Source organism: Photobacterium aquimaris, from assembly GCF_002954455.1.
In the GTDB taxonomy this organism is placed as follows: Bacteria; Pseudomonadota; Gammaproteobacteria; order Enterobacterales; family Vibrionaceae; genus Photobacterium; species Photobacterium aquimaris.
Genome location: NZ_MSCC01000001.1, coordinates 2,269,843 through 2,291,739, shown reverse-complemented (window position 1 = coordinate 2,291,739; position 21,897 = coordinate 2,269,843). Strand labels below are relative to the sequence as shown.

The 21,897-nt window shown below is 42.5% G+C and carries 18 protein-coding genes and 5 tRNA genes; 22 read left to right on the top strand and 1 reads right to left on the bottom strand.

Annotated elements, in window-relative coordinates:
• Positions 1-14: 14 nt before the first annotated feature.
• The 11 genes from mazG (at position 15) to rpoS (ending at position 10,343) form a co-directional block, all read left to right on the top strand.
• The gene (gene mazG, locus BTN98_RS10020) at positions 15-824 is read left to right on the top strand and encodes a nucleoside triphosphate pyrophosphohydrolase (RefSeq protein WP_060999804.1); all 810 of its coding nucleotides are present in this window, start codon (positions 15-17) and stop codon (positions 822-824) included.
• 222 nt (positions 825-1,046) lie between these two features.
• Positions 1,047-2,687 (top strand): CTP synthase, encoded by a 1,641-nt coding sequence (locus BTN98_RS10015; protein WP_060999802.1) that lies wholly within the window; start codon positions 1,047-1,049, stop codon positions 2,685-2,687.
• 80 nt (positions 2,688-2,767) lie between these two features.
• Complete coding sequence (gene eno, locus BTN98_RS10010; RefSeq protein ID WP_060999801.1) at positions 2,768-4,072, top strand: phosphopyruvate hydratase; 1,305 nt, start codon at positions 2,768-2,770, stop codon at positions 4,070-4,072.
• 304 nt (positions 4,073-4,376) lie between these two features.
• Positions 4,377-4,655: a cell division protein FtsB gene (ftsB, locus tag BTN98_RS10005; RefSeq protein ID WP_060999799.1), complete on the top strand. Its 279-nt coding sequence runs from the start codon at positions 4,377-4,379 to the stop codon at positions 4,653-4,655.
• A gap of 37 nt (positions 4,656-4,692) precedes the next feature.
• Complete coding sequence (gene ispD / locus BTN98_RS10000) at positions 4,693-5,400, top strand: 2-C-methyl-D-erythritol 4-phosphate cytidylyltransferase (RefSeq protein WP_060999883.1); 708 nt, start codon at positions 4,693-4,695, stop codon at positions 5,398-5,400.
• Entirely contained in the window at positions 5,400-5,873 is a 474-nt protein-coding gene (ispF, locus tag BTN98_RS09995) for a 2-C-methyl-D-erythritol 2,4-cyclodiphosphate synthase (protein ID WP_060999796.1), read from the top strand. The genes ispD and ispF overlap by 1 nt, the downstream gene beginning before the upstream one ends.
• 37 nt (positions 5,874-5,910) lie before the next feature.
• A complete protein-coding gene (truD, locus tag BTN98_RS09990) occupies positions 5,911-6,966 on the top strand; it encodes a tRNA pseudouridine(13) synthase TruD (protein WP_060999881.1) in 1,056 nt (351 codons plus the stop codon).
• Positions 6,944-7,693 carry a 5'/3'-nucleotidase SurE gene (gene surE / locus BTN98_RS09985; protein ID WP_060999794.1) on the top strand — a complete coding sequence of 250 codons (750 nt, stop codon included), beginning with the start codon at positions 6,944-6,946 and terminating at the stop codon, positions 7,691-7,693. Before truD ends, surE begins: the two co-directional genes overlap by 23 nt.
• Positions 7,694-7,695: 2 nt before the next feature.
• Positions 7,696-8,325 carry a protein-L-isoaspartate(D-aspartate) O-methyltransferase gene (locus tag BTN98_RS09980; protein ID WP_060999792.1) on the top strand — a complete coding sequence of 210 codons (630 nt, stop codon included), beginning with the start codon at positions 7,696-7,698 and terminating at the stop codon, positions 8,323-8,325.
• A gap of 3 nt (positions 8,326-8,328) precedes the next feature.
• On the top strand, positions 8,329-9,261 hold the full coding sequence (locus tag BTN98_RS09975) for a peptidoglycan DD-metalloendopeptidase family protein (RefSeq protein WP_065190110.1): 933 nt from the start codon (positions 8,329-8,331) through the stop codon (positions 9,259-9,261).
• Positions 9,262-9,350: 89 nt separating this feature from the next.
• Positions 9,351-10,343 carry an RNA polymerase sigma factor RpoS gene (gene rpoS, locus BTN98_RS09970; RefSeq protein WP_060999790.1) on the top strand — a complete coding sequence of 331 codons (993 nt, stop codon included), beginning with the start codon at positions 9,351-9,353 and terminating at the stop codon, positions 10,341-10,343.
• Between the two features lie 158 nt (positions 10,344-10,501).
• Here the strand turns inward: rpoS and mutS are convergent, their stop codons facing one another.
• Positions 10,502-13,081: a DNA mismatch repair protein MutS gene (gene mutS, locus BTN98_RS09965; protein WP_060999789.1), complete on the bottom strand. Its 2,580-nt coding sequence runs from the start codon at positions 13,079-13,081 to the stop codon at positions 10,502-10,504.
• Between the two features lie 213 nt (positions 13,082-13,294).
• On the opposite strand from mutS, the gene pncC reads away from it, so the two are divergent.
• The 11 genes from pncC (at position 13,295) to BTN98_RS09910 (ending at position 21,785) form a co-directional block, all read left to right on the top strand.
• On the top strand, positions 13,295-13,792 hold the full coding sequence (gene pncC, locus BTN98_RS09960; RefSeq protein ID WP_060999786.1) for a nicotinamide-nucleotide amidase: 498 nt from the start codon (positions 13,295-13,297) through the stop codon (positions 13,790-13,792).
• A 126-nt stretch (positions 13,793-13,918) separates the two neighbouring features.
• Positions 13,919-14,968: a recombinase RecA gene (gene recA / locus BTN98_RS09955; RefSeq protein ID WP_060999784.1), complete on the top strand. Its 1,050-nt coding sequence runs from the start codon at positions 13,919-13,921 to the stop codon at positions 14,966-14,968.
• A gap of 221 nt (positions 14,969-15,189) precedes the next feature.
• Complete coding sequence (gene kch, locus BTN98_RS09950) at positions 15,190-16,419, top strand: voltage-gated potassium channel protein (RefSeq protein WP_060999782.1); 1,230 nt, start codon at positions 15,190-15,192, stop codon at positions 16,417-16,419.
• A 297-nt stretch (positions 16,420-16,716) separates the two neighbouring features.
• Positions 16,717-19,338: an alanine--tRNA ligase gene (gene alaS / locus BTN98_RS09945; RefSeq protein WP_060999780.1), complete on the top strand. Its 2,622-nt coding sequence runs from the start codon at positions 16,717-16,719 to the stop codon at positions 19,336-19,338.
• A 16-nt stretch (positions 19,339-19,354) separates the two neighbouring features.
• Positions 19,355-20,539, top strand: coding sequence for an aspartate kinase (locus BTN98_RS09940; protein ID WP_060999779.1), 1,185 nt, complete (start codon positions 19,355-19,357; stop codon positions 20,537-20,539).
• A gap of 85 nt (positions 20,540-20,624) precedes the next feature.
• Entirely contained in the window at positions 20,625-20,822 is a 198-nt protein-coding gene (csrA, locus tag BTN98_RS09935; protein ID WP_060999777.1) for a carbon storage regulator CsrA, read from the top strand.
• Positions 20,823-21,082: 260 nt separating this feature from the next.
• Positions 21,083-21,174 (top strand) — tRNA-Ser (locus tag BTN98_RS09930).
• A gap of 84 nt (positions 21,175-21,258) precedes the next feature.
• Positions 21,259-21,335: transfer RNA gene (locus BTN98_RS09925), tRNA-Arg, on the top strand.
• A 68-nt stretch (positions 21,336-21,403) separates the two neighbouring features.
• Positions 21,404-21,495: transfer RNA gene (locus BTN98_RS09920), tRNA-Ser, on the top strand.
• Positions 21,496-21,559: 64 nt separating this feature from the next.
• Positions 21,560-21,636, top strand: a tRNA-Arg gene (locus BTN98_RS09915).
• Between the two features lie 57 nt (positions 21,637-21,693).
• Positions 21,694-21,785 (top strand) — tRNA-Ser (locus BTN98_RS09910).
• The last annotated feature ends 112 nt before the right edge of the window (positions 21,786-21,897 follow it).

Sequence of the window (21,897 nt, the reverse complement as noted above, 5' to 3'; positions counted from 1 at the left end):
TAAGGAAGACAATAATGACTAACAACACTGCTGTTGATATCGATAGTTTATTAAAAATCATGGCCAAGTTGCGCGATCCCCAACAAGGTTGTCCGTGGGATCTCAAACAAGATTTTGATTCAATCGTTCCTTATACCATTGAAGAAGCCTATGAAGTGGTAGATGCGATTGAGCAAAAAAACTGGGGCGATGTTAAAGAAGAGCTTGGCGACTTATTATTTCAAGTGGTGTTTTATAGCCAATTAGCCCAAGAACAAGGCTTGTTTAATTTTAATGATGTGGTTGCCGGTATTAGTGACAAATTAACTCGTCGCCATCCACATGTTTTTGGTGAGGCTGAGTTTGCCGATGAAGCAGCAGTAAAACAAAACTGGGAAGCAGAAAAGGCCAAAGAACGCGCCGAAAAGGCACAAGATGAGAGTTTGCTTGCCAATATTCCATTGGCGTTACCGGCACTGACACGAGCCAATAAAATTCAGCAGCGTTGTGCTAGCCAAGGTTTTGATTGGGATACGTTAGGTCCGGTGGTTGAAAAAGTAAAAGAAGAGCTAGACGAAGTGATGGAAGAGGTGATTCAAACGCCTCAACAGCAACATAAGATCGCGGAAGAAATGGGAGATTTACTGTTTTCAGTGGTAAATTTAAGCCGTCATCTTGATGTAAAACCAGAACATGCACTTCAACAAGCAAATAAAAAATTTGAGCGACGTTTTCGCCAAGTTGAAAAAAATGTGCTAGAACAAGGTAAGTCTTTAGGCCAATGTTCACTAACTGAGCTAGATCTAGAGTGGAATAGAGTAAAGCAGTATGAACGCAAAAAATAACTATTCCCATTTAGAATTGTTATGCCATAAAAGTATATGAACTTAGCGGTAAAAAGTAGCGAAATGGGGTGAAAATGACGCGTAAATCACTTCCTTGATTTGAGACAAAAAAAATCTTAGGGGTGTGTGATAGTTTTCACGTTGTGGCGATAAATGGTGTCTGGTATACTAATTTCCCGTCCAGATACACTTTATCCTCTACACCAATCTTCCAGGTTTAACATGACAACGAATTATATTTTTGTTACGGGCGGAGTAGTATCCTCTCTAGGTAAAGGCATTGCTGCAGCATCTTTGGCAGCTATTCTAGAAGCACGTGGTCTTAATGTGACCATGATGAAATTAGACCCTTACATTAACGTTGATCCAGGCACAATGAGCCCTACTCAGCATGGTGAAGTATTCGTTACGGAAGACGGTGCAGAGACTGATCTTGATTTAGGTCACTACGAGCGCTTTATACGCACCAAAATGACTAAGCGTAATAACTTTACTGCTGGTCGCGTATACGCTGATGTTCTACGTAAAGAACGTCGTGGTGATTACCTAGGTGCAACGATTCAGGTTATTCCACATATCACTAACGAAATTAAAGATCGTGTGATAGCTGGTGCTGCGGGTCATGATATCGCGATTGTTGAAGTCGGCGGTACGGTAGGTGATATTGAATCACTACCATTTATGGAAGCTATTCGTCAACTTGCGGTACAACAAGGTCGTGAAAACACCATGTTTATGCACTTGACGCTAGTACCTTACCTTGCTGCTGCTGGTGAAGTGAAAACTAAGCCAACACAACACTCAGTAAAAGAATTACTTTCTATCGGTATTCAACCAGATATTTTGGTTTGCCGTAGTGATCGTGTTATTCCTGCCAACGAGCGCGCAAAGATTGCGTTGTTCTGTAACGTGCAAGAAAAAGCGGTTATCTCAATGAAAGATGTAGATTCAATCTACAAAATCCCACAGCTTATTAAGGCACAAGGCCTTGATGACTTAGTATGTAAGCGTTTTGGCATTACAGCGCCAGAAGCGGATCTTTCTGAGTGGGAACAAGTTATTTATGAAGAAGCTAACCCTACTGCTGAAGTAACTATCGGTATGGTTGGTAAGTACATTGAATTACCTGATGCTTATAAGTCAGTCAACGAAGCACTTAAACATGCTGGTTTGAAAAACCGTATTTCAGTACAAATTAAATACATCGATTCTCAAGATGTTGAGTCTAAAGGTACTGAGGTACTTGCAGGTCTAGACGCAATCTTAGTACCTGGTGGCTTTGGTCATCGTGGTATTGAAGGCAAGATTCTGACGGCTCAATATGCACGTGAAAACAAAATCCCTTATTTAGGTATTTGTTTAGGTATGCAAGTCGCGTTAATTGAATTTGCTCGTAACGTAGCAAACATGGCGGATGCACACTCAACAGAATTTAACGCTGAAACTAAACACCCAGTGGTTGGCTTGATCACTGAGTGGGTTGATGGCGATGGTAACGTAGAAGAGCGTACTGAAAAATCTGATCTTGGCGGTACAATGCGCCTTGGCTCTCAGTTATGTCATCTTCAAGATGGTTCAAAAGCACGTGAATTATACGCACAAGCGTCAATTCATGAGCGCCATCGTCACCGTTACGAAGTTAATAACAACTTGCTGCCTAAGTTAGAGAAAGCAGGTCTGAAAGTATCAGGTCTGTCTGCTGATAAGAAGCTAGTTGAAATTATTGAAATTCCGAACCACCCTTGGTTCGTTGCTGCACAGTTCCACCCAGAATTTACTTCAACACCTCGTGATGGACACCCATTATTTGAAGGTTTTGTAAAAGCTGCGGGTGTACATCACCGCGGTGAATCTGATAAGTAAGGATTACTGATAGCTGTAGCAGTTATCGCTGCAGCTATTTTATTTAGCTTTTAATTTGAAGATAAAGCAGAGGAAACACAATGTCTAAGATCGTTAAAGTTCTAGCTCGTGAAATCATTGACTCACGTGGCAACCCAACAATTGAAGCTGAAGTTCACCTAGAAGGTGGTTTCGTTGGTATGGCTGCTGCACCGTCTGGTGCTTCTACGGGTTCTCGTGAAGCTCTTGAGCTTCGTGATGGCGATAAATCTCGTTTCCTAGGTAAAGGTGTTCTTAAAGCTGTTGCTGCTGCAAACGGTCCAATCGCTGAAGTACTAATGGGTAAAGACGCGACTGATCAAGCTGCAATCGACCAACTAATGATCGACCTTGACGGCACTGAAAACAAATCAAACTTTGGTGCTAACGCAATCCTAGCTGTTTCTCTAGCTAACGCAAAAGCAGCTGCTGCATCTAAAGGCATGCCTTTATACGAGCACATTGCTGAGCTAAACGGTACTGCTGGTCAATTCTCTATGCCTCTACCTATGATGAACATCATCAACGGTGGTGAGCACGCAGATAACACTGTTGATATTCAAGAGTTCATGATTCAGCCAGTAGGTGCTAAGTCACTTCGTGAAGCTGTACGTATGGGTTCTGAAGTATTCCACAGCCTAGCTAAAGTTCTTAAGTCTAAAGGCATGAGCACAGCTGTTGGTGACGAAGGTGGTTTCGCACCAAACCTAGAGTCAAACGAAGCTGCTCTTAAAGCTATTCAAGAAGCTGTTGAAGCTGCAGGTTACGAGCTAGGTACTGATATTACTCTAGCTATGGACTGTGCTGCTTCTGAGTTCTACAACAAAGAACAAGGCATCTACGACCTTAAAGGTGAAGGTAAGCAATTTACTTCAGAAGAGTTTAACTACTTCCTGAAAGATCTTACTGAGAAGTTCCCAGCTATCGTTTCTATCGAAGATGGTCTAGACGAATCAGATTGGGCTGGCTTCAAGCACCAAACTGAACTACTAGGTGACAAGATTCAACTAGTAGGTGACGATCTATTCGTTACAAACACTAAGATCTTCGCTGAAGGTATTGAGAAAGGCATCACTAACTCAATCCTAATCAAGCTTAACCAAATCGGTTCTCTAACTGAAACTCTAGCTGCTATCAAGATGGCTAAAGACGCTGGTTACACTGCTGTTATCTCTCACCGTTCAGGCGAGACAGAAGACGCAACTATCGCTGATCTAGCGGTAGGTACAGCTGCAGGTCAAATCAAGACTGGTTCTATGAGCCGTTCTGACCGTGTTGCTAAGTACAACCAACTTATCCGTATCGAAGAAGCACTAGGTGAGCGTGCTGTTTTCAACGGTCTTAAAGAAGTTAAAGGCCAAGCTTAATTTTTAAGCCTATTATTGAGCTTGCTCAATTAGCCTAAATCAAACCGTCTCTTATGAGGCGGTTTTTTTTAAGTAAAAAATGACAATGCTACAAATATCGCTTAATAAATGATTTTTGGTTGATTTATCAGCAAAAATGACACGCAGCTAGCACTGGAACAACTCAATAGCCATAATAGTGGTCACAATAAGCTGATTATGGGATTATTACCTTGCCATAGCATCTATTCCAATAATTCACTGAGTGGTTGATTGGAATGTATATTGTTGGCATTAACATTTGCGCTGATTTTAAAGGGGAACCATGCGTCTGTTTATCATTATCTTGCTAGTGGTTTTAGCATGGCTGCAGTACGATTTTTGGGATGGTAAAAACGGTATGAATGAATATACCGCAGTAAAAGAAAGTGTTGCCCTTCAACAAGCGGCAAATACTGAATTACAACAACGAAACCAACAAATGTACGCAGAAATTAAAGATCTTCATAGTGGTAAAGAAGCAGTAGAAGAACGTGCGCGTAATGATTTAGGCTTAATCAAGCCCGGTGAAACCTTTGTTCGTATTTTAGGTGATAATAATTAATTGGTCGCGTTTTCTATTGTGAGTAATAAGTCTAATGATGACTGAAGAATTTATTGCCGTAGTACCCGCGGCTGGCGTCGGTAGTCGCATGGCGGCTGATCGTCCCAAGCAATACCTTCATATTGCAGGTAAAACGATTTTAGAACATACCGTGGATCGATTATTGAGCTTAACGGAAATTACGCGGGTCGTGATTGCTATTAGTGCTGATGATCCTTATTTTCAACTGTTACCGTTAGCCACAGATCCGCGCATTATTGTGGTTGATGGTGGTGCTGAACGTGCAGACTCAGTTTTTGCAGGCTTAGCTGCGATTGATAATGATAATGCATGGGTATTAGTGCATGATGCGGCGCGTCCTTGTGTGCGTCAAACTGACCTACGGGCATTGATCACCGCGGCGATCAGCAGTGACTGCGGTGCGATTTTAGCTGCGCCAGTGCGTGATACCATGAAGCGTGGACTCCATCACTCAACGCCGCCTCAGATTAGCCATACGGTCGATCGCGATAACTTATGGCATGCGCTGACACCACAAATGTTTCGTGTCGGGTTATTACGTCAATCGTTAACCTCGGCATTAGCGCAAGGCGCAACGATAACCGATGAAGCCTCAGCATTAGAGTTTTGTGGTCATACGCCACTGCTTGTTACCGGACGCAGCGATAATCTCAAAGTGACCCAGCCAGAAGATTTAGCCTTGGCTGAGTTTTATTTACAACTTTTATTAAAGGAACAACCTTAATGCGTATTGGTCATGGGTTTGATGTGCATAAATTTGGTGGCGCCGGTCCAGTTATTATTGGTGGTGTTGCAGTTCCTTATGAGCAAGGATTAATCGCCCATTCTGATGGTGATGTTGCTTTGCATGCTGTCTGTGATGCGCTATTAGGTGCGATTGGCGCTGGTGATATCGGCCGTCATTTTCCTGATACTGACGCTGAGTGGGCGGGGGCTGATAGTCGCTTCTTGCTGCGTGATGTTTATAGCAAAGTCAAAGCTGCAGGTTATTGTCTTGGTAATGTTGATGTGACGATTATTGCTCAAGCACCTAAGATGGCACCGCATATTGAAGCAATGTGCCAAGCTATCGCTGCAGATCTCGACACCGATATTACCAATGTTAATGTTAAAGCAACCACGTCTGAACGTTTAGGTTTTACTGGACGTAAAGAAGGTATTGCTTGTGAAGCCGTTGTTTTAATTAAAAAGGTATAACCCCACCATGTCGACAAATAACACCTCAGCTAACGTAATGGATTGTTTTAAGTGGTTACATGAACAACCAACTTGCCAAGGAAGCATTAAGGCAAACCCACAAGATTTTATCGTTAACGAGCAGCTAGGTTTTAGCTTTAGTGGCGCTGGTGAGCACTTGATGGTTAAAATTCGCAAAACTGGCGAGAACACTAAATACGTCGTTAATGAATTAGCCAAAGCGTGTGGTGTGAAATCACGTGATGTCAGTTGGGCTGGCCTTAAAGATCGCCATGCAGTAACCGAGCAGTGGATCAGTGTTCATTTGCCGGGTAAAGCCGATCCTGATCTAAGCCAGTTTGAAGCTGAGCATCCAGGGATTGAAGTGCTTGAGATGACTCGCCATGACAAAAAATTACGTCCTGGTGATCTACAAGGTAACTGGTTCCAATTACGCTTAACTGATTTAGATCAACCACAAGCATTAGCTGAGCGTTTAGATCTTGTTAAGCAACAAGGTGTGGCTAACTATTTTGGTGAGCAACGTTTTGGTCATGGTGGTAATAACGTCATTAAAGCACGTGCTTGGGGGAATAATGAGTTCCGCGTGCGTGATAAGAGTAAGCGTAGTTTTTACTTATCTGCTGCACGTTCATGGATGTTTAACCAAGTGTTGTCAGCCCGTATCGAACAAAACCTAGTCCGTGAAATTATGTTAGGTGATAGCCTACAAGCGGCGGGTGATGAGCGTACGTTTATTGCAGAAACAATGACACCTGAATTACAGCAGCAAGTTATGCAAGGTGAAGTGGTAATTACCGGTCCATTATTGGGCGATAATGCCTTACCGACAACAGCAGATGCACAAGCATTTGAACTGGCGATTGTGGAGCAAGAGCCAGCGTTAGTGGCACTCGTTCGTGATAATCGTATGCGTCATGATCGTCGCCCATTATTATTATTGCCGCAGAATATGCAATGGCAGTTTGATGATAACGGTGTGATCCTTTCTTTTGCTTTACCTGCTGGCAGTTTTGCGACTTCGGTTGTGCGTGAGTTGATCATGCCGCTAGAATCAGAAGGTATGAATGATGAGAATACTGATCAGCAATGATGATGGTATTTTTGCTGAGGGAATAAATACGTTAGCCCAAGTCTTAGCTGACTTGGGTGAGGTCATCGTTGTGGCGCCTGATCGTAATCGATCTGGCGCATCCAATTCATTAACGATTGATTATCCACTGCGTATTCGTCAGCAAAGTAATAATAAAGTTGCAGTGCAAGGCACACCGGTTGATTGTGTTCACTTTGCACTGACTGAATGGTTAGATGAGTTGCCTGATATTGTTGTGACTGGCATTAATCATGGTGCCAATCTTGGCGATGATGTGTTGTATTCTGGTACTGTTGCTGCTGCGACGGAGGGCTACTTTTTAGGTGTCCCTGCGATTGCAGTGTCATTAGTGGGCGATAAGCACTTTGATACTGCCGCTCAAGTGGTAAAAGTATTGATTGAAAAAATGATCAACCAGCCATTAGCTACTCAAAAAATAATTAATGTTAATGTTCCCGATGTGCCGTTTGAGCAATTAAAGGGGTGGAAAATAACCCGTTTAGGTGCTCGACATCGTGCTGTCAGTATGATCAAAAAAACTGATCCTCGAGGTAATCCCTTGTATTGGTTAGGTCCTCCTGGTGAAACACAAGATGCGGCAGCAGGAACCGATTTTTTTGCGATTGAACACGGAGAAGTATCGATTACTCCGTTGCAAGTCGACCTGACTGCGCATGATGCCATAGCTGGGTTAGAAAGCTGGATGCATGTTGTGGAGATCCGATAACTATGCGTTATCAGAGACAAGTTGATAATTTAATTGCACTATTAACTCAAAGAGGTATTACTGATCAACGGGTGTTGCGCGCGATTGCAGCGATACCACGTCATTTTTTTGTTGATGAAGCATTTTCTTATCAAGCATATGAGAATAATGCGCTGCCTATCGGTAGTGGGCAGACAATTTCACAACCCTATATTGTTGCTAAAATGACGTCGCTATTAGCACTGACACCGCAATCATCGGTGTTAGAAATTGGTACTGGTTCTGGTTATCAAGCATCAGTGTTAGCACAATTAGTTGATCATGTTTATTCTGTAGAGCGAATTAAAGGCCTGCAATGGCAAGCTAAACGACGCTTTAAGCAGTTAGAATTGTATAATATATCAACCAAACATGGTGATGGATGGCAGGGCTGGGAAAGTAAAGGCCCATTTGATGCTATTATTGTCACCGCCGCGCCAAGTGAGGTTCCCCAGAGCCTAAAAGATCAACTTGCCGATGGCGGTCGCTTGATATTGCCCGTAGGTTATTCTGAACAAGTGTTAAAATTGATTGTTCGCAGTGGCGATCAGTTTATTGAAACGGATATCGAACCAGTTAAATTTGTGCCGTTAGTGGCTGGAGATTTGGCATAAACCATGAGTATTGAACGTATGATAAAAAAAATAATTCAACCTTCTTTGCTAGCAGTAAGCTGTGTAGCTCTACTGTCGGCATGTAGTAGTCATACGCCTGCTCCTGTTTCAAATCTTGCGAAAGATTATTCACAATTACAGCGTGGTAGCTTTCACGGCCGTTATTATACCGTTCAGAAGGGTGATACGTTATATTTTATCTCTTACATGACCGATCGAGATGTAAAAGATATCGTCAAGTTAAACCGCTTACCTCGTCCTTATACTATTTATCCTGGGCAAAAGTTAGCGATTCCAGTTACAGACAGTCACGCAGCGATTGATTCACGTAATGGTAATGTGGTTGTAACCCCTCTGGTTGCGCCAGCGAAAACCCAAACGGTGACCCATACCGTAGCTAAACCTGTTGCTGTTAAACCTGCAGTGCAAAAAACAACCAATAAACCAGTTGCGAAGCCGAAAGCAAAAGAGTACTCTGGAAATTCAAAAGTTAACAAACCTGTAACAACTAAGCCGGTAGTTAAAGCGCCAACCAAGCCTGCTGCTAAACCAACAGTACATGTTTCAAGTTCAGGCTGGGCTTGGCCAGTAAAAGGCAAAATTATTGCAGGGTTCTCTAATGCAGATAATGGCAACAAAGGTATCGATATTACTGCCGCTCGCGGTACACCAATTCGAGCCACAGCCGCAGGTAAAGTGGTATACGCCGGCGATGCATTACGAGGATACGGTAACTTAGTGATCATCAAGCACAGTGAAGATTATCTCAGTGCCTATGCTCATAACGATAAAATATTAGTCAAAGAACAGCAGTCAGTTAAAGCTGGTCAGGAAATCGCTACTATGGGTAGTTCTGGTGCGTCTAGTGTTAGGTTGCACTTTGAGATTCGTTATAAAGGTAAGTCAGTTGATCCAATGCGCTTTCTTCCCAAGTAGCAAGCCATAATAAAAATAGAGAGAAACGTACAAATTAGAGATGACATCATGAAGTTGTAATGTCTTTAACTCGCCATCTGGGAGGCGCTATGAGTAGAAGCAGCACAGCCAAAAAACTTGAATCATTGACATTAGATGACAGCATTGAGCTTAATAGTTTAGTGGTGCCAACTGATAATAATTCTGATACGTCAACATCGAATGACGATGTTGATATCTCCAAATATGAGACCAACGCTAAAGCGCTTGATGCAACACAGCTTTATCTAGGTGAGATTGGATATTCTCCTTTGCTTACTGCTGAAGAAGAAGTGTTGTATGCCCGTCGTGCACTTCGTGGTGATGAAGTGTCACGAAAACGAATGATTGAAAGTAATCTTCGATTAGTGGTCAAAATATCACGTCGCTATAGTAATCGTGGTTTAGCGTTACTTGATCTGGTTGAAGAAGGTAATCTTGGGCTTATTCGTGCGGTTGAGAAATTTGACCCTGAACGCGGCTTTCGTTTTTCAACCTACGCAACGTGGTGGATCCGTCAAACCATTGAACGGGCGATCATGAATCAAACCCGTACCATTCGTTTACCTATTCACGTAGTGAAAGAGCTTAATGTCTATTTACGTACTGCACGTGAACTTGCGCAAAAGCTTGATCATGAGCCAACAGCTGAAGATATCGCATTGCAACTTGAAAAGTCTGTTGATGATGTAAACCGTATGCTGCGCCTTAATGAGCGTGTGAGTTCGGTTGATAATCCTATCGGAGGTGATTCTGATAAAGCGCTATTAGACATTATTCCTGATGAAAAAGGCGGTAGCCCTGAAACTTCGACTCAAGATGATGACATTAAAAATTCGATTGTTCATTGGTTACAAGATCTGAACCCGAAACAGCGTGAAGTATTAGCACGTCGATTTGGATTATTAGGCTATGAAGCATCAACATTAGAAGATGTTGGTCGAGAAATTGGCTTAACTCGTGAGCGTGTTCGCCAGATCCAAGTCGAAGGTCTACGTCGTTTACGCGACATGCTAACCCACCAAGGGTTAAGTATTGAGTCCTTATTTAACCAAGAAGTTTAACCAAGAAGTATCATTAATAATTGCTACGTTGAATATCAATGCGCACGGTCCTTTTCAATCTACTTTTACGTGAGCAAATATTACAGCCAATAAAAAGGACGCTTGAGCGTCCTTTTTTTATGTACTTCAAATGCAGTATCAGTATGTGTTGTTAGCGATTAGTGTACTAACGCTTTAAGGCGATACAGTTCATCCAATGCTTGGCGAGGGGTTAACTCATCAGGGTTAACATTTGCTAGTGCTTCTTCGACTTCACTTGGCTCTGGGATCAAGCTTAGCTGATGCTCCTCTCGTGGCGGTTGTCCTGCAACAATCGGCTGTTGAGCTTGTTGATGACCAAGTGCCTCTAACTGCTTAAGCTTAATTTTAGCACGTTTAATAACTGCTTTTGGCACACCAGCAAGACTTGCAACGGCTAGACCGTATGACTTACTAGCCGCACCATCTTGAACACTATGCATAAAGGCAATATTGTCGCCGTGTTCAACCGCATCAAGATGGACATTTGCCAATCCCGAGAGCAGTGATGGCAGTTCAGTTAATTCAAAGTAGTGGGTCGCAAACAATGTCATTGCGGCAATTTTATCTGCTAGCCATTCAGCACTTGCCCACGCTAGAGATAAACCATCATAGGTACTGGTACCACGGCCAATTTCATCCATTAGCACTAAGCTGTGCTTGGTTGCATTATGGAGAATATTGGCGGTTTCTGTCATTTCGACCATGAAGGTTGAACGTCCAGAAGCAAGATCATCTGACGCGCCAATACGGGTAAATATACGATCCAGTGGACCGATTGTTACCGCCTCAGCCGGTACAAATGAACCTACATGTGCCAATAATGCAATCAACGCAGTTTGACGCATATAGGTTGATTTACCGCCCATGTTAGGACCAGTAATGATCAGCATGCGACGATCTTGGTGCAAAGCGATTGGGTTAGCAATAAACGGTTCACTCAACACTTGCTCAACCACAGGATGACGACCAGCGGTAATATTAATGCCTGTGGTAGTGGTTAATTGTGGACGACAGTAGTTGAGGCTATCAGCACGCTCGGCTAGGTTAGTTAGAACATCTAATTCAGATAATGCACTTGCTGCTAGTTGTAACCGTTCTAAATGCGGCAGCAGCTGATCAAATAACTCATCCCAGAGTTTTTTCTCAAGCGCTAATGCTTTTGATTTTGAATTGAGTACTTTATCTTCGTGTTCTTTTAATTCAGGAATAATATAGCGTTCGGCATTTTTTAGGGTTTGACGACGAATATAGTGATCAGGTACTAAATGACTTTGACCACGACTGACTTGAATAAAGAAACCATGAACCTGATTAAAGCCAACTTTAAGGCTATCAATGTCATGACGTTCACGTTCACGATTTTCAAGATCGGTTAAGTATTGTTTAGCGCCATCAGCTAAATCTCGCCACTCATCGAGTTCAGCATTATATCCCGGTGCGAGTACGCCACCATCACGAATAATCACTGGTGGATTTTCAATAATAGCGTGTTCCAGTAATTGGCACAGATCATCCATTGGCGCAGCATTTTGGGCTAATTCAGCAATTCGATCTTGGGGAATTTCAGCTAATAATTGCGCCAATTCTGGCAAATATTGCATCGCGGTACGCATACGGGCTAAATCGCGCGGACGTGCTGAACGTAACGCTAGTCGTGCAAGAATACGTTCTAGATCGCCCATATGACGTAATACGATGGCGGTATCAACAAACATGCCGCTATCTTTAAAAGCTTCAATGGCATTTAAGCGACCATTAAGTTGATGTTGATCGCGAATTGGCTGGTGAAGCCAACGTTTAAGCAAACGGCTGCCCATTGGGGTTGCGGTGTGATCCAATACCGATGCTAGGGTGTTGTCAAAGCCACCGGCTAGGTTTTGGGTTAATTCTAAATTACGTCGTGTCGCTGCATCTAAAATAACCGCATGATCTTGCGTATCTAAAGTGATCGCTCGAATATGAGGTAGGGCAGTACGTTGAGTATCTTTGACATATTGCATCAAACACCCAGCAGCACATAAACCAAGGTTGGCTTTTTCAACCCCAAACCCGACTAAGTCTCGAGTACCAAATTGTAAGGTTAGTTGCTGGCGCGCAGTTTCAAGTTCAAATTCCCAAATAGGGCGACGACGTTTGCCTTTAAACGGTTCAACTAGATGTAAATAAGTAAAATCTTCAGGGTAGAGCAATTCCGCAGGACTAGTTCGTTGCAGTTCTGCCTGCATTTCTTCTTCAGTCGTAGGTTCAGTTAACATGAAACGACCAGAGGTAATATCAAGCGTTGCGTAGCCAAATTTATTATTGGCGGTATAGATTGCCGCAATTAAATTATCGCGACGTTCATTAAGCAGCGCCTCATCACTAACAGTACCAGGGGTGATGATACGTACAACTTTACGTTCAACAGGGCCTTTGCTGGCAGCGGGATCACCGATCTGTTCACAGATAGCAACAGATACCCCTTGTTGAACTAATTTAGCCAGATATCCTTCAGCGGCATGGTGAGGAATACCTGCCATCGGAATCGGTTCGCCGTTGGTCGCGCCACGCTTTGTCAGAGAGATATCAAGTAGTTGTGAAGCTCGCTTGGCATCATCAAAAAACATCTCATAGAAATCGCCCATGCGGTAAAACAATAAAATATCAGGGTTTTCAGCTTTGATCCGAAGGAACTGCTGCATCATAGGAGTATGTTTTTCTAAGCCTTTTATCGTCACGATATTGCCTACTCTTGCTGGTTCAACGTCGGCCACTTAAGGTAGCTCGACCAATTAAATAATGAAGCTTAAGGATACGTGAATCAGTGGATCGGGCAAAGTAACCATTAGAGTTTTTTTATCATCTTTGCAATGGACGTTAACAGGCGTAAAGTTAATGCAGAACGCTCAATATGTTTAATACCGTAATAGGTAACCCGCTTGGAGGCACCAATGATAAATATTGAACAATTAGCTGCTGAACTTGGTCAGGTATTAACGACCAAAAAATGGGTCGCAACTGCGGCAGAGTCATGTACTGGAGGTGGCGTTTCGTTTGCTATTACCGATATACCAGGAAGCTCAACCTGGTTTAATCGTGCTTTTATTACTTATAGCAATGAAGCTAAGCAACAAATGTTAAGTGTTACCGAGCAAGCACTGATTGAGTTTGGTGCTGTCAGTGAGGCGGTGGTATTTGAAATGGCATGTGGTGCTTTAGCCGCTTCTCGAGCAGATATAAGTGTTGCTATCAGTGGTATTGCTGGCCCTGATGGTGGTACTGAAGAAAAACCCGTTGGTACAGTATGGTTTGCTTGGGCTGATGCGACAGGATGGCAACAAACACGCTGTTGTTTATTTAATGGTTCACGCCAAGAGGTGAGACAACAAGCGATTGCTGAAGCGTTGTCTGGATTGATTGAACGGGTAAAGCAAGTAATAGCACAGTAACATCACTCTTAAAAAATTGTATTTAACAAAAAAATTAAACCAGAACTAGACACTGTATGAATAGACAGTATACTAAGTCTCATACCCAGATCAGTCACTTTATTTTAGCATCCGTTGGAGAGTCAAATGGACGACAACAAGCAGAAGGCTCTTGCCGCAGCGTTAGGCCAGATTGAGAAACAGTTCGGTAAAGGTTCAATCATGAAATTGGGCGATAACCGTACTATGGATATCGAAACCGTTTCAACGGGTTCATTATCACTTGATATTGCATTAGGTGCTGGTGGCTTACCAATGGGACGTATCGTAGAAATCTACGGTCCTGAATCATCAGGTAAAACAACCCTAACCTTAGAAACGATTGCAGCGGCTCAAAAAGCAGGTAAGACGTGTGCATTTATCGATGCAGAACACGCCCTCGATCCAATTTATGCTGAAAAACTAGGTGTTGATATTAATCAGCTTCTTGTTTCTCAACCTGATACTGGTGAGCAAGCATTAGAAATCGTTGATGCACTAGCACGCTCAGGTGCTGTTGACCTAATTGTTGTCGATTCGGTTGCTGCTTTAACACCAAAAGCTGAAATTGAAGGCGAAATGGGTGACTCTCATATGGGTCTGCAAGCGCGTATGCTGTCGCAAGCAATGCGTAAGTTAACCGGTAACCTTAAACAGTCTAACTGTATGTGTATCTTCATCAACCAAATCCGTATGAAAATTGGTGTGATGTTTGGTAACCCAGAAACCACTACTGGTGGTAACGCGTTGAAGTTCTATGCTTCTGTTCGTCTTGATATTCGTCGTACTGGCGCAATTAAAGATGGCGATGAAGTGGTAGGTAACGAAACCCGTATTAAGGTTGTTAAAAATAAAATTGCGGCACCATTTAAGCAAGCTGAAACACAAATTCTTTATGGTCAAGGTTTTAACCGTTTAGGTGAGCTGATTGATCTTGGTGTTAAACACAAGTTTGTCGACAAAGCTGGTGCTTGGTATAGCTACAATGGCGATAAAATTGGTCAAGGTAAGGCTAACTCTACTAAGTACCTTGCTGATCACCCAGAGCTAGCAGCAGAACTAGATAAAAAGTTACGTGATTTACTATTAAGCCCTGCAGTTGAATCAGAAGAAAAAGACAGTGAAACATCTGTTGCCGAAGACGATGATGCTTTTTAATTAAAGGCATTAGCCTTGTTGGCTCAAATAATACATACTTTAACCCAGCCCTTGCGCTGGGTTTTTTTATGGCACTTGTTTTGTAATAATTGCATTAATTAACCATTAACTTTAATTCGTCAACCGAGGTTGTTTTCTGCTTTAATATGCTAACTAAAGGTTTTCGCTTTGTATTTTTTATTCAATTGAGTTATCGATTTCATTAAGTAGGCATATTTATAATGAAAGAGCACGTGTCATGGATACGTTGGGTCGGGCAAATTATTCGACGATTTACCAAGTGGCTTTACACTCTGCGCCATATTTTTGTGGCTTTGTTTGTTTTAGGTAATAGCGGGCTTATTTTTCATACAATCTATGGCTTGCCGATTAACCTATTTACATTATTTAATGTTCGAAACTACGCCCAAATTAACGTCAGTTTTTTAACTAACGCACCTTACTTTATGTTAGGGGTGTTTATCGTTATGAGTTCGGTGGGACTTTTTTTTAGAGCGCGAATTTCATGGATGATCAGTTTTACATTAATGCTGATCAATATCTTTTATACCGCGCATATTCATCCTCAGCAAACCCACAATATTCATTACGGTATCGCGTCATTAATTCTATTATTTATGGTGCGCAAATATTTTTCTAAGAGCAGTGTTGCTGCCGGTAGTATTTTTGCGTTAATTAGTGTGATCACTTTATTATTAACTTCTACTTATGGTGCATTGTATTTTGGGGACGGATTTAATCCTAAAATCACCAGTTTATTGACCGCGTTTTACTATGCGATAGAAACCATGTCGACAGTTGGATATGGCGATATCGTACCGGTTACAGAGCCGGCTCGATTGTTTACTATTTCGGTCATTGTGTCCGGTATTACAGTGTTTGCCACATCGGCAACGTCAGTGTTAGGCCCTGTTGTTCATAGTGGTTTTGAACGACTTGTTAAAGGTAATAGCAAAAAAATGGATCGTACTAATCACTTTATTATTTGTGGCTTATCAAGCCTTGGCATTAATACCATTAAACAGCTCACAGAGCGCAAACAGCCAATTACAATTATTGTTTCACCTCGAATACAGCAAGTGGCAAAAGATCAATTAGAAGGCTTAGATGTGGTTGTTGGTGATTACAGCGATGGCGCTATTTTAACTCAAGCTGGGGTGATGAATGCCAAGGCAGTATTGGCATTGAGTGATGATGATGCTGATAACGCGTTTATTGTATTATCGGCGATTGAATTAGCCAGCTCTGCGCGCACAGTGGCATTGGTTAACGAAAGTAAAAATATTAATAAAGTGAAAAGCGTTAATCCTGACATTGTGATTTCACCGCAGCAGTTTGCGAGTGATATTCTAGCGCGGGTATTAAACGGTGAAAGTATCGATAGCGATTCAATTGTGGCGTCACTACTGCACTCTGTGCAAGGATTGTCAGATAACGAAATTAATAAATAATCGTTAATTTATCGCCATTAGCAGCGTGAGTTCATATGCAATATGAATGGTTTGCCGAGGGAGTGAGCTTGTCGGTAGCAAACTAACGGCGATTATTTGATACATTTTACCACATATCATTTCCCGTAATAGCTACCGTTGTTTTACAATAGCCCCCAAAAAATTTATCTTAGCTTTATTACTAGACGGTGACTGTTGATTGAGCCTTATGTTTAAAGGTCTAAACGGTCACCGAAGAAAATCGCCACAGGGTGTTTTTCTGTCCTTCTATTTCAAGCATTAATTCAGGATTTGCCAATGTACATGAGCACTGATGAGATTCGCCGCGCGTATCTTGCGTTTTTCGAGAGCAAAGGCCACCAGATCGTGGAAAGCTCATCTCTAGTTCCTGCGAATGACCCAACGTTGTTATTCACTAACGCAGGTATGAACCAATTTAAAGATACATTCCTTGGTCTTGAGAAGCGTAACTATACACGTGCGACAAGCGCTCAGCGTTGTGTTCGTGCGGGTGGTAAACATAACGACCTTGAAAATGTAGGTTTTACAGCGCGTCACCATACTTTCTTTGAAATGCTAGGTAACTTCAGCTTTGGCGATTACTTTAAGCATGATGCGATTGGTTATGCTTGGGAGTTTCTAACCAAAGAGCTTAAGCTGCCTGAAGATCGTTTAGTTGTTACTATCTATGAAAGTGATGACGAAGCATTTGAAATCTGGAATAAAGAAATTGGTATTCCAGCTGATCGTATCGTACGTATCGGTGATAACAAAGGCGCACCATTTGCTTCTGATAACTTCTGGCAAATGGGTGACACCGGTCCTTGTGGTCCTTGTACTGAAATTTTCTACGATCACGGCGATCACATCTGGGGTGGCCGTCCTGGCACGCCAGAAGAAGATGGTGACCGCTTCATTGAGATCTGGAATAACGTATTTATGCAGTTCAACCGTCAAGCTGACGGTACAATGGAACCGCTACCTAAGCCATCTGTTGATACGGGTATGGGTATTGAGCGTATTGCTGCAATTATGCAAGGCGTACACTCAAACTATGAAATCGATATCTTCCAAACCCTAATTAAAGAAGCTGCTGCTGTTATTGGTTATGACGATTTGTCTAATCAATCACTACGTGTTGTAGCTGACCATATTCGTTCGTGTGCATTCTTGATTGCTGATGGTGTTATGCCATCAAACGAAGGTCGTGGTTATGTATTACGTCGTATTATTCGTCGTGCAGTACGTCATGGTAACAAGTTAGGCGCACAAGGTGTGTTCTTCTACAAACTTGTGGGTCCATTAGCTGAAATCATGGGCTCTGCAGGTCTTGAGCTTAAAGCACAACAAGAGCTAGTAGAAAAAGTACTTAAGATTGAAGAAGACAACTTCAGCCGCACGCTTGAGCGTGGCCTAACAATTCTTAATGAAGCTCTGGATAACATCGACGGTAACGTACTTGATGGTGAAACAGTATTTAAGCTTTACGATACTTACGGTTTCCCTGCTGACTTAACTAACGATGTTGCGCGTGAGCGTGGTTTCTCAATCGATGAAGATGGTTTTGAAACGGCGATGGAAGCTCAACGTCAACGTGCACGTGATGCAGGTAACTTTGGTGTTGATTACAATGACGCGATCAAAGTTGATGCTGAAACGACGTTCTGTGGTTACAGCGCGACAGATGGTGAAGGTGCTGTTGTTGCACTATACCGTGACGGTAATGCTGTAGATACCATCAATGCTGGCGACAATGCATTAGTTGTATTATCAAATACACCATTTTATGCAGAGTCAGGCGGTCAATGCGGTGATAGCGGCTTATTAACGGCTGAAGGCGTAGTGTTTAACGTTGCAGATACGCAAAAGTTTGGTGCGGCAACTGGCCATAAAGGCCAATTAGTTGAAGGTTCACTAACTGTGGGCCAACAATTAACAGCAGCGGTTGATTCAGAGCGTCGTCAAGCGATTAGCTTAAACCACTCAGCAACGCACTTAATGCATGCTGCGCTACGCACTATTTTGGGTGATCATGTTGCTCAGAAAGGCTCATTAGTAAAAGCTGACGGCCTGCGTTTTGACTTCTCAAATCTAGAAGCAGTTAAGCCTGAGCAGTTACGTGCTGTTGAAGATATGGTAAACGAGCAAATTCGTGCTAACCATAACATTGATACTAACATCATGGACATTGAAGCAGCTAGAGCTAAAGGCGCAATGGCATTGTTTGGTGAGAAGTACGATGACCAAGTTCGTGTGCTAAGCATGGGTGATTTCTCGACTGAGCTTTGTGGTGGTGTTCACGCTAACCGTACTGGTGATATCGGTCTATTTAAGATTGTTTCTGAAAGTGGTATCGCTGCCGGTATTCGTCGTATCGAAGCTGTAACAGGTGCAGGTGCTATTGCAACTATGCATGATGAAGATATGATGCTAGCGAAAACAGCACGTCTAGTGAAATCTGACGTCGCTTCTGTGGTTAGCAAAGTCGATGCGTTAGTGTCTCATAGCAAACAGCTAGAAAAAGAAATTCAACAATTAAAAGACAAGCTAGCTGCGCAAGAAGGCGCAAGTTTGATCAATAAAGCCCAACAAATTAATGGCGTTAAGGTATTAATTGCTCAACTTGATGGTGCTGATAACAAAGCATTACGCGGCATGGTTGATGAATTAAAAAATCAACTAGGCAGTGGTGTGGTGCTATTAGGTAACGTTAGCGAAGGTAAAGTTGGCCTAATTGCTGGTGTTACTAAAGATTTAATTGGCAAAGTAAAAGCAGGTGAACTAGTTAACTTGGTGGCATTACAAGTTGGTGGTAAAGGCGGCGGCCGTCCTGATATGGCACAAGCGGGTGGTACTGACGCAGCAGCATTGCCTGCCGCATTAGACACTGTTGCACCATGGCTTGCTGAAAAACTGTAATTACTGGAGATCTAATGTGGCACTATTAGTGCAAAAATTTGGTGGCACATCGGTCGGCAGTATTGAGCGAATAGAAGCGGTTGCTGAGCGAGTGATAAAAGCTCGCCAGTGTGGCCACCAAGTTGTAGTTGTATTGTCTGCTATGGCCGGTGAAACGAATCGTTTATTAGGCTTAGCTAAGCAGATTGATGCGATACCGACACCTCGAGAGCTGGATGTTTTACTTGCAGCAGGGGAACAGGTATCAATTGCTTTATTAGCTATGGCGTTGAATAAACGCGGCTATAGCGCAGTCTCATTGACGGCAGATCAAGTTGTTATCCATACTGATAATAATTTTAATAATGCCACTATCCATGAGGTTGAAACTCAACATATGACCACATTACTAGGCCAAGACAACATTGTTGTCGTGGCCGGTTTCCAAGGACGTGACATTGATGGTAATGTCACAACCTTAGGCCGTGGTGGGTCTGATACGACTGCGGTTGCTATTGCGAGTGCGCTTAAAGCGGATGAATGCCAGATCTTTACTGATGTTGATGGCGTATACTCAACTGATCCAAGAATTGTACCAAGTGCGATGCGTTTAGATGTGATTCATTTTGATTATATGACTTGCATGGCGCGCTTAGGGGCAAAAGTGCTACAATTACAATCTGTAGAGTATGCATGCCAACATCGCGTTCCATTACGTGTTCTTTCTTCATTTGAAGAAGGAGAGGGGACGTTAGTCAATTTTGATGTGATGAGTAATCAAAACATAATTGGCGTTGCACTTCAAAGGCAGCAGGTTTTAGTTAATATCACACTACCAGCCACTGTTCTAAATGAGCAGTTGGGGTTATATGGTTTGACAGCTTGGAATTTATCAACTAATTCTAGTGATGATATATCACAAATCGTTATTTCTAATGATGATTTAGCGCGTTTAAGACTAGTGTTTGATAGCAAAATGCGCCATATTGGTATGGTCTCTATACTTTCTTTGATAGGAAAGGATATTCAGCAACATTTGGAGTGTATTCAAATGGTACTGCGAGAGGCTGGCATTACAGTGCATACATATCAGGGCGATAAGAAGTGCTTATCTTTATTGATTAATGAAGATGACCATCTTGCAGCTGTTGATTTAATCCATGAAAAATTTGTGGTTGATGGCCAGTGTTTAGGTAATCTATCGCATCTTGCTGTTTCTTGAGCCACGGCTATTTATGAAATTGTGATTTTATTGGATAAAAAACGTTAAATTCTTATAAGACTGAGATTACTCAAGGAGCACTCGAATGCTAATTTTAACACGTCGTGTAGGTGAAACTCTAATGATCGGTGACGAAGTAACCGTTACTGTTCTTGGTGTTAAGGGAAATCAGGTACGTATTGGTGTAAACGCACCTAAAGAAGTATCTGTTCACCGTGAAGAAATTTATATGCGAATTCAAGCTGAAAAAGAATCTGGTACTCCGAGTACTGGTAACTACTAATTCGAAGAGGGCTAGGATATTTATCCTGGCCTTTTTTGTGTCTGTAGCAAAGTAATACCGATTTAGTAAGAATTAGATGTAGTTGGTATTAGTGAGTTTTAAGCGTTGTTATTAAGCCTAAGAAATGAATACTTCATTAGTTACGTTGCATTAATTATCGCATTGCTTACTAAGTGTGCATTCGTGCGGCAAGTGTTGGTTTTTATCAATAAAGTGTTTGACTTATTTTGGTCTAACAGTAATATGTGCCTCCACAAGACGGTGAGGTGGCCGAGAGGCTGAAGGCGCTCCCCTGCTAAGGGAGTATACGGTTTATCCCGTATCGAGGGTTCGAATCCCTCCTTCACCGCCATTATTTTTTAATGGATATTGTGAACGCTTTCTTATTGATTTAATTATCTTAATTTGGGATAATGCAACGGTAGTAAAGCACAGTGCGCGCGTAGCTCAGCTGGATAGAGTACCTGGCTACGAACCAGGCGGTCGGAGGTTCGAATCCTCCCGCGCGCACCATTATTTAAGCAATGAGTCATGTTGGTGTTTAGCTACTAATATAACTTATTACTTGCACCGAATTGTGTGGTGAGGTGGCCGAGAGGCTGAAGGCGCTCCCCTGCTAAGGGAGTATACGGTTTATCCCGTATCGAGGGTTCGAATCCCTCCTTCACCGCCATTCTTTATTGATGGCAACGATGTTGATATCAATATGGTGTTTTCTTTAGCAAGAAACACCCAGTGCGCGCGTAGCTCAGCTGGATAGAGTACCTGGCTACGAACCAGGCGGTCGGAGGTTCGAATCCTCCCGCGCGCACCATTATTTAAGCAATGAGTTGATTATAGTTATTAACTTGTTACTTACACCAATTTGTGTGGTGAGGTGGCCGAGAGGCTGAAGGCGCTCCCCTGCTAAGGGAGTATACGGTTTATCCCGTATCGAGGGTTCGAATCCCTCCTTCACCGCCATTCTTTTGCAAGTTGTTAAAAATTACCGAGAGGTAAGGTTTGACGATTGCATTATTCCTTTTATAGCTAAAAGGAATTGTTTCTGAAAAGATATTGTCTTAAAAGAAACACA